The following is a 7,657-nucleotide window of genomic DNA, read 5'->3' as shown; positions in this document are numbered from 1 at the left end:
CCCTCGCCCTGCGCGACGTCCGCTTCGGCTACGACCCGGACCGGCCGGTCCTGCGCGGCGTTTCGTTCACCGTCGCGCACCGGCAGCACGTCGCCCTAGTGGGTCGCTCCGGAGTCGGCAAGAGCACGGTGTTCGCCTTGGCAGCGAGGTTCTACGAGCCGGACGCGGGCGACGTGCTCTTCGACGGGCTGCCCGCGGCCGAACTCACCCGTGACGCATGCCGCCGCCGCATCGCCGTCGTCGACCAGAACGCCCACGTCGTCCACGGCACCCTGCGCGACAACATCGCCTACGCCGTGCCCGACGCCACGGAAGCGGAGATCCGGCGCGTCATGGAACTGGCTCGACTCGAAGAAGTCGTCGACCGGCTGCCGAGAGGCCTGAACGCCGTCATCGGCGAACGCGGCAGCACCCTCTCCGGCGGCGAGCGCCAACGCGTCGCCCTCGCCCGCGCCTTGCTGGCCCGCCCCGCACTGCTCCTGCTGGACGAGCCCACCTCCCACCTCGACGCGATCAATGAATCGGCGCTCACCACCGTCATGAAGGACGTCGCCCAGGAGTGCGCCCTGCTGGTCATCGCACACCGCCTGTCCACCGTGCAGCACGCCGACCACATCGTCGTGCTGCACGACGGCCGCACAGCCGCCGGCGGACGCCACGAGGAGTTGCTGGTCGACAGCGCCCTCTACCGCGAGCTGGCCGCGAGCCAGATGCTCCGGCCGGGCGGGGAACCTGGAGCGCCAAACCATGAACCCAAAAGGGCGCCCGACCAGGCCAGACGCTAGTACGCTGGCCCGGATCATCAACAGAGAAGCGATCCCCGCTGACCAGCGCCGGCTCGTTGCCTTCCTCTGCGGCTGCCATGTGCCGGAGCAACACCATGCTGGTTGGGAGAAGGCGTGGTCCAAGGCTCCGCCCACCCCCGAGGCCTTATCCCACGGAGGCGGCGATCGGCGCTCATGAGCCCCCACAGCCGATCATGAACGGAGAGTTCCGCATGGGCATCATCGGAGACGGCCTCGAGCGAGCCGTGCAGCAGGCGTTCACCCGCCCCATCCCCAAGTCGGCCGGCGCGCAGATGCGCTACCTCGTCAAGCAACTCAAGGGCACCCGCGCCGTGGTCGAAGCGCTCGGTATCTCGCAGCGCACCGTGGAGCGGTACGTCAAAGACCAGATCCGCCGACCCCGCGCAGTGCCTGGAGGACGCGGTACGCGAGCGGTGGCAGCCCCGCATCCGGGCTCAGGCCAGRAAGCAGGCKGCCACCAGCACCGGCCTGGTCATCGACACCCGCGCCCGGTTCGGCTTCACCGCCGCACCCGGCACCACCGACGACGCCCGGCTGCGCCACCTGACCATCGCCCTGCCCCCGCAGTACGCGGCCCGCCTGTTCGCCGCCCAAGAGGCCGGCGCCGGCAAGCAGCAGTTGCGCAACATAGCCGCCGAAGGCCTCGGCGAGGCGTACTTCCGCGACGGCGGCCGAGGCGCCCACGGTCTGGAGGTGGAGTTCACCGACGTCGAGCACCTGGAGTTCGACCTCTAGGTGTGACGTCTCAGGAGCGCCCTTGGTAGGTCGTTGTGACTGAGCACTTCACTTGGCGAGTGAGCGCGACACTTGGCGAGCTGAGCGTTCAGTTGTCAGTCATTTCTCATCAGCCATGCGAGGTATCGCCGAAGCCTTCCTGGTCAGCGACCCGGGGGCTGCGCTGTAGGAGCAGTCGACGCAGGTGCGGAGCGCTCCTGGGATCCCCAGATGCAGCCCTCCATCATCGCCGTAGTGACCTTGCCTTTGAAGCCTGCTGCTGGCGTCAGCCGGTCCCTGCACCAGCGAGCGACGTCGTCCGCCATGCCGGATCCCGGGGTTCTCCCCATGCTCGGCGAGACCGGCGGCGAAGTCGGAGCCGCGCTCGTATTGGGCGTGCGCAATCGAGCCAGGCTCATACGGGTTCCCGTAGATGATGCGGGGCGACGGTTCGGAAGCTCCGCCTCACCTGATGAGCGCGGCGATCAGCAGCACAAGGGGCAGGCCGACCAAGCCCGAGGCGAACAGCAGGCCCATCTTCGGGGACGTCCTTTTACCGACCGCATACGACAGCGTCGCCAGCGGAATGACTAGAACTAACGCCAGGAGCCAGATCAGTCCCACAGGTCAGCCCCCATTTCGCGGCTCGGTGGCGTCATGCTATGTGTCGTGATCGGGACGCGGAAGCATGGGGGCGTGTGGTAACTCAGCGCCGCCTGGTTGCCGGTCACCGGCCGGCCGGATGTCGCGCTCAACGGCCAGCTAAATCGACGGGGGAGTATCGCACCCGAGGACTGCCATAAAGCGACGAGGCACCCTCGCCGGAACGCATCTGCGGTTCTCGTGAACATCGAACATGACGCTGCTTGAGCGCCTCCTGAAGTGCTGAACAAGTGCTGTCAAAGCTGGGATCTGGCACAGATCTTGGGGAGCGGTCGCGGAGGGTTACCGCGGTGTTCGATTGGGAGGGTCCGGGTCCGCGTGAGACCGCGTACGCCTCGCCGTTTGACAGGCGGGAGTGACGCCTCGTCAGGTCTGCGGCTGTCTGTGCCGTGGCTGGCTATGGCCGGTGACGGTGCTGGACATGCAGGCCGACGAATCGTTCTGGGACTCTCTCGTGTTCGACGGGATCGACGACGTGGACGTCAAGGCGGTGACCGCCGCCTTCGGCACGGTCGACGTGATGGCGAGAGGCCGGGCGGCTGGCGCGGCATGTCCGGACTGCGGCCGCTTCTCGGACCGAGTGCACGACTCCTACCTGCACAGCCTGAAGGATCTGCCGCTTGGTGGACAGAACGTCGTGATTCGGCTGACGGTCCGGCGCTTCCTCTGCCGTGCAGGCGACTGCCCGCGTCGTACGTTCGCCGAGCCGTTCGGGCAACTGACCGCCCCGTACGCGCGTTTCACCACGCGGCTCAATGACGTCTTGGAGCGTGTCGGGCTCGCGCTCGCCGGACGGGCAGGTGCCCGGCTGGCTGACCAACTGGGCCTGCACGCAGGGAGGATGAGCTTGCTGCGCAGGGTCATGGCACTGCCGGACCCGCAATCGGGCACGCCGCGCGTGCTGGGCGTGGACGACTTCGCCATCCGCCGTGGCCAGACCTATTCCACTGTCTTGACCTGCGGAGATGGTCCGCGCCTACATTGCCACCCTGCGCGCCGCCCCACCGCAGGCGCCGCCTCCGCCACCAACGGTGCGGCAGGTGACCGGCTGGCTCACCCGCCATCCCGCAACCCTGAGCGAGGAAGAGCGCACGGCTTTGAAGAACGTCCTGGCCCGCTGCCCCGAACTGGACACCGCCGCCGCGCACGTCCGCGACTTCGGCGAGATACTCACCAACCGCCTTGGCCCCACGCTCCCCGCATGGATCGACGCCGTCGACGCCAGCCAACTGCCCGGACTGACCAACTTCGCACTCCACCTGCTCCGCGACCTCGACGCCGTGACAGCTGGACTCACCCTGCACTGGAGCTCCGGCGGCACCGAAGGCGCCGTAAACCGCATCAAGAAGATCAAAAGGCAGCTCTACGGACGAGCCGGATTCGAACTACTCCGCAAGATGATCCTCCTTCAGTGAACCCTTGTCGGCAACCGGCTCATGACAATGCGTGATCTTCGTTCAGGTGGTGCGGCCGCGTTCGAACTGGAGCAGGACGAGGGCGGCACGGGCCCATACTCTGAGTCCCGCAGCACTATCTGGGAGAGTCATGACAAGTAGGTTCACCGAGTTGACCGTTGACTGCCACGATCCGGAGAGACTCGCGGCCTTCTGGTGCGAGGTCCTGGACTTCAAGGTGATCGACCGGAGCGAGGGCAAGGTCGAGATCGGCTCCTGGGTGCCGACTGTCGAGGATGTTCGGGCCCGCCAGATGTCGCCCACCCTGCTGTTCATCCAGGTGCCCGAGGGCAAGACCGTGAAGAACCGGCTTCACCTCGACGTCAGCCCGATCGACGGCAGCACGGAGGACGAGGTAACCAGATTGCTCAACCTCGGCGCCACCAAGACGGATGTGGGCCAAGGCGCAGATCGAAACTGGGTGGTCATGGCAGACCCGGAGGGCAACGAGTTCTGCGTCCTTCGCACCCTGGCACCGCAGAATTAGGCCGCGAGCGGGCATCCCCTCGTCACTCACCGCAACCGTCATGTTGCCGACAAGGCCTCAGTAACCCTCCGCGACCGCTCCCCAAGATCTGTGCCAGATCCCACTGCTGCCTGATAAAGCCAACGCAGCGTCGGCCCGCTCGTGCAGGTTCCGAGCGGGGCGGCACATGGAGCACGAACACGCCGCGGACCTGCGGGCGGGGAGATTGCGGGCGGCGGCGATCACCACCCAAGCTGCGAGCGGAACGTTGATGTAGAACGCCCACCGCCAGGACAGATGGTCGGTGAAAAGCCCGCCGAGGAGCGGCCCGATTACTGTGGCGACGCCGAAAACCCCACCGATCGCCACGCCGGTGCCCCGCAGCCCGTCGGCATGCCCGAAGCGGGCCTGCTCACCGGCGAGGGCTGGGAGTGCCCCCAATACCTCCCCGCAGCCGACGGCTCCGGGCGCGGCGCCCTCATCGTCGCCGCCTGGGACGACCACGACGGCCCCCGCTCCGTCCTCGCCCTGGTCGGCGAGGAACACGACAACGTTCTCCACCCCGCGGCGCCTCAACTCCTCGATCACGGAGCCGACTTCTACGCCCCCGCCCTGCTGCCCGCCCCCGGCGGCCGATGGCTGCTGTGGGGCTGGTCCTGGGAAGCCCGCGAACAGGAGTGGTCCGACGCCGACGGCTGGGCCGGCCTGCTCATCCTGCCCCGCGAGGTCACCCTGACTGAGGATGGCCGCACCCACCAGCGGCTCGCCGAGGAACTCCTCGCACTGCGCGGTGAGCGCATCCTCCACGCTGCGGGACTCGCCTCGAACAGCGAACCGGTGGACCTGGGCACAGTGGGCCGAAGCTTCGACCTCACAGCGCGCCTGGACGTCACCGGCAGGGCCGGCCTGCGCCTGGTCACTTCTCCCGACAACTCCGAGTACCTCGACATCCGCCTCGACGCCGACGCCGGCGAGCTGGTCGTCAACCGCGACCGCGCCTCCCTTGATCCGCGCGCCCGCGGCGGCACCTACAAGATTCCCTGCCCCGGCGGCGGGCCGGTCGACCTGCGCATCGTCGTCGACCATTCGATCGCCGAGATCTTCCTGGCCACCGGCGAGGCACTCACCGTGCGCTTCTACCCGGTCGGCGAACAGGGCTTCTCTCCCAAGTTCGACCGCCCCTGGCGCCTGGAGGCACGCGCCGCCACGGGCGCACGGCTCGACTGCACTGTCGACGCGTGGGACCTGCAGCCGCTTCAGATCAAGCAAGCTGCGGCCGCTGCGCCGGGCCGGAAGGGACGTGTCTCATGACCACGGTCGTCATCGGCGAGGCTCTGGTCGATCTCGCCTGGCGGGCAGGCTGCGCCCACATCGTCCCGCATCCCGGCGGCAGTCCCGCCAACGTCGCCGTCGGCCTGCGCCGGCTCGGCCAGCCGGCGACCCTCATGACCTGCTGGGGCGACGATCTGCCGGGCGAACTGGTCCGCGCGTACCTGGACTCCATCGGCGTCGAAGTGCACTGCCGGCCCAGTGCCTCCAGCCGCACCACCATCGCCCTCGCCTACCTCGATGACACCACCGGCAGCGCCCACTACGACTTCCTCGCCGCCTGGGATCCGCTCGACATCCCCCTCCCGCCCCAGACCACCCTGATCCACACCGGCTCACTCGCTGCCGTCGTCGAACCCGGCGCCACCCGCGTCGTCGAGACCTGCCACGCACACCGCAGCCACCCGGGCCGCGCCGTTTCCGTTTCCGTCGACCTCAACGTGCGCCCCGCCGTCCTGCCCGACCGCGACGCCTACCGCACGCGGGCCGAGCGGCTGGTCGCCGCCGCCGACCTCGTCAAGGCCAGCGACGAGGACCTGGCCTGGCTCTACCCCGACCTCACCCCCGAAGCCGCGGCACGGGCCCTGCTCGCCCACGGCCCGCGCCTGGCCGTCATCACCCGCGGCGCCCAGGGCGCAACCGCCCTCACCGAGCACCACCAGCTCACCGTCCCCGCACCGCCGACGCACGTCGTCGACACCATCGGCGCCGGAGACGCCTTCCAAGCCTGCCTCCTCGACACCCTCCTCCAGCCCGATGGCACGGTCCACATCCCGGGCACGCCCGCCGAACTGGAAAGGGCCCTGCGACGGTGCGTCACCGCCGACGCCCTCACCTGCGCCCGCGCGGGGGCACAACCACCCACCAGCGAGGAGATCGCCGCGGCACTGGCAGCCGAGGACTCCTCCCTCGCCCCGGCAATGCGGTGAGCCCCTTGCAGCCTCCTCCGCCAAAGGACCCCGCCATGTCCACCAACTCCGCCTGGTGGCGCAGCGCCGTCATCTACCAGGTCTACATCCGCAGCTTCGCCGACGGAAACGGAGACGGCGAAGGCGACATCGCCGGACTGCGCACCCGCCTGCCCTACCTGCAATCACTCGGCGTGGACGCCCGCTGGATCAACCCCTGGTACAAGTCCCCGATGGCGGACGGCGGCTACGACGTCGCCGACTTCCGCGCCATCGACCCGCTGTTCGGTACCGTCGCCGAAGCCGAGCAGCTCATCGAGGACGCACACCGTCACGGGATCCGGATCATCCCCGACATCGTGCCCAACCACATCTCCGACCAGCACGACTGGTTCCAGGCCGCCCTGTCCGCCGGCCCCGGCAGTCCGGAGCGAGAGCGCTTCATTTTCCGGCCTGGCCGTGGCCCCGACGGCGACCTGCCGCCCGACAACTGGGTGTCCTGCTTCGGCGGCCCCGCCTGGACACGCGTGCCCGACGGCGAGTGGTATCTGCACCTGTTCACTCCCCAGCAGCCCGACCTCAACTGGCAGCACCCCGACGTCCATGCCGAGTTCGAGTCCATCCTGCGCTTCTGGTTCAGCCGCGGCGTCGACGGCTTCCGCATCGACGTCGCCCACGGCCTCCTCAAGGACCCCGAATTGCCCGATCTGGCCGGGGAACAGACCCCGCACCCCCACTGGGACCGCGACGACGTCCACGCCATCTACCGCACCTGGCGCAAGATCGCCGATGAGTACCCGGGCGACCGCACCTTCGTCGCCGAAGCCTGGACCGACACCCCCGAACGCCTGGCAGCCTACGTCCGCCCCGACGGCCTGCACACCGCGTTCAATTTCGACTTCCTCATGGCCAGCTGGGACGCCAAGGCCCTGCGCGCGGCTATCGACGACTCTCTCGCCATGCTCGGCAGCGTGGGCGCACCGGCCACCTGGGTCCTGTCCAACCACGACGTCATGCGCCACACCAGCCGCTACGCCCGTCCAAACGTCAAACGCTGGATACCCAACGTCCCCTACCTCCCCGACGGCCCCCCAGACCTGGACCTGGGAACCCGCCGCGCCCGCGCCGCAGCCCTGCTCATGCTCGCCCTGCCCGGCGGCGCCTACATCTACCAAGGCGACGAACTCGGCCTGCCCGAAGTCGAAGCCCTCCCCGAGGCCGTACGCCAGGACCCCGTCTGGGAACGCTCCGGCCACACCAACCCCGGCCGCGACGGCTGCCGCATCCCCATCCCCTGGTCCGGCAACGTGCCCCCCC

At 68.9% G+C, this 7,657-nt stretch carries 7 protein-coding genes and 3 pseudogenes; 8 read left to right on the top strand and 2 right to left on the bottom strand.

Annotation, left to right across the window (positions count from 1 at the left end):
- Together CA983_RS37645 and tpg are read left to right on the top strand one after the other, a co-directional pair.
- A partial coding sequence (locus CA983_RS37645) for an ABC transporter ATP-binding protein (protein ID WP_143645678.1) occupies window positions 1-785 on the top strand: 785 nt, incomplete at its 5' end.
- Between the two features lie 393 nt (window positions 786-1,178).
- A pseudogene (tpg, locus tag CA983_RS37640) lies at window positions 1,179-1,541 on the top strand (telomere-protecting terminal protein Tpg); the annotation flags it as partial.
- Window positions 1,542-1,985: 444 nt separating this feature from the next.
- On the opposite strand, the gene CA983_RS46425 reads toward tpg, so the two are convergent.
- Window positions 1,986-2,144, bottom strand: a complete 159-nt coding sequence (locus tag CA983_RS46425; protein WP_158101931.1) for a hypothetical protein — start codon at window positions 2,142-2,144, stop codon at window positions 1,986-1,988.
- Between the two features lie 460 nt (window positions 2,145-2,604).
- Between CA983_RS46425 and CA983_RS49315 the strand changes: the two are divergent.
- The 3 genes and pseudogenes from CA983_RS49315 to CA983_RS37630 form a co-directional block, all read left to right on the top strand.
- Window positions 2,605-2,799 (top strand): annotated as a pseudogene (locus CA983_RS49315) (ISL3 family transposase); the annotation flags it as partial.
- A 349-nt stretch (window positions 2,800-3,148) separates the two neighbouring features.
- Window positions 3,149-3,598: a transposase gene (locus tag CA983_RS48500; RefSeq protein ID WP_244207264.1), complete on the top strand. Its 450-nt coding sequence runs from the start codon at window positions 3,149-3,151 to the stop codon at window positions 3,596-3,598.
- Between the two features lie 130 nt (window positions 3,599-3,728).
- A complete protein-coding gene (locus tag CA983_RS37630; protein ID WP_086605215.1) occupies window positions 3,729-4,124 on the top strand; it encodes a VOC family protein in 396 nt (131 codons plus the stop codon).
- Window positions 4,125-4,307: 183 nt separating this feature from the next.
- Here CA983_RS37630 and CA983_RS48495 read toward each other — a convergent pair.
- Window positions 4,308-4,469 (bottom strand): annotated as a pseudogene (locus tag CA983_RS48495) (MFS transporter); the annotation flags it as partial.
- Between the two features lie 27 nt (window positions 4,470-4,496).
- Between CA983_RS48495 and CA983_RS37625 the strand changes: the two are divergent.
- From CA983_RS37625 to CA983_RS37615, 3 genes are all read left to right on the top strand, one after another.
- Window positions 4,497-5,414 (top strand): GH32 C-terminal domain-containing protein, encoded by a 918-nt coding sequence (locus tag CA983_RS37625; RefSeq protein WP_244207263.1) that lies wholly within the window; start codon window positions 4,497-4,499, stop codon window positions 5,412-5,414.
- Entirely contained in the window at window positions 5,411-6,361 is a 951-nt protein-coding gene (locus CA983_RS37620; RefSeq protein ID WP_086605213.1) for a carbohydrate kinase family protein, read from the top strand. The genes CA983_RS37625 and CA983_RS37620 overlap by 4 nt, the downstream gene beginning before the upstream one ends.
- A gap of 35 nt (window positions 6,362-6,396) precedes the next feature.
- Window positions 6,397-7,657, top strand: a 1,261-nt coding sequence (locus CA983_RS37615; protein WP_086605212.1) for a glycoside hydrolase family 13 protein, incomplete at its 3' end; no start/stop codon positions are given.

The organism is Streptomyces swartbergensis, from assembly GCF_002148965.1.
Taxonomy (GTDB): Bacteria; Actinomycetota; Actinomycetes; order Streptomycetales; family Streptomycetaceae; genus Streptomyces; species Streptomyces swartbergensis.
Note: the sequence above shows the minus strand (reverse complement) of the source record. Positions and strands in the feature narration are given on the sequence as shown.

Coding starts and splice junctions, on each gene's coding strand:
- CA983_RS48500 (WP_244207264.1), top strand. CDS start 3,149: ATGGTCCGCGCCTACATTGCCACCCTGCGCGCCGCCCCACCGCAGGCG.
- CA983_RS37630 (WP_086605215.1), top strand. CDS start 3,729: ATGACAAGTAGGTTCACCGAGTTGACCGTTGACTGCCACGATCCGGAG.
- CA983_RS37625 (WP_244207263.1), top strand. CDS start 4,497: ATGCCCGAAGCGGGCCTGCTCACCGGCGAGGGCTGGGAGTGCCCCCAA.
- CA983_RS37620 (WP_086605213.1), top strand. CDS start 5,411: ATGACCACGGTCGTCATCGGCGAGGCTCTGGTCGATCTCGCCTGGCGG.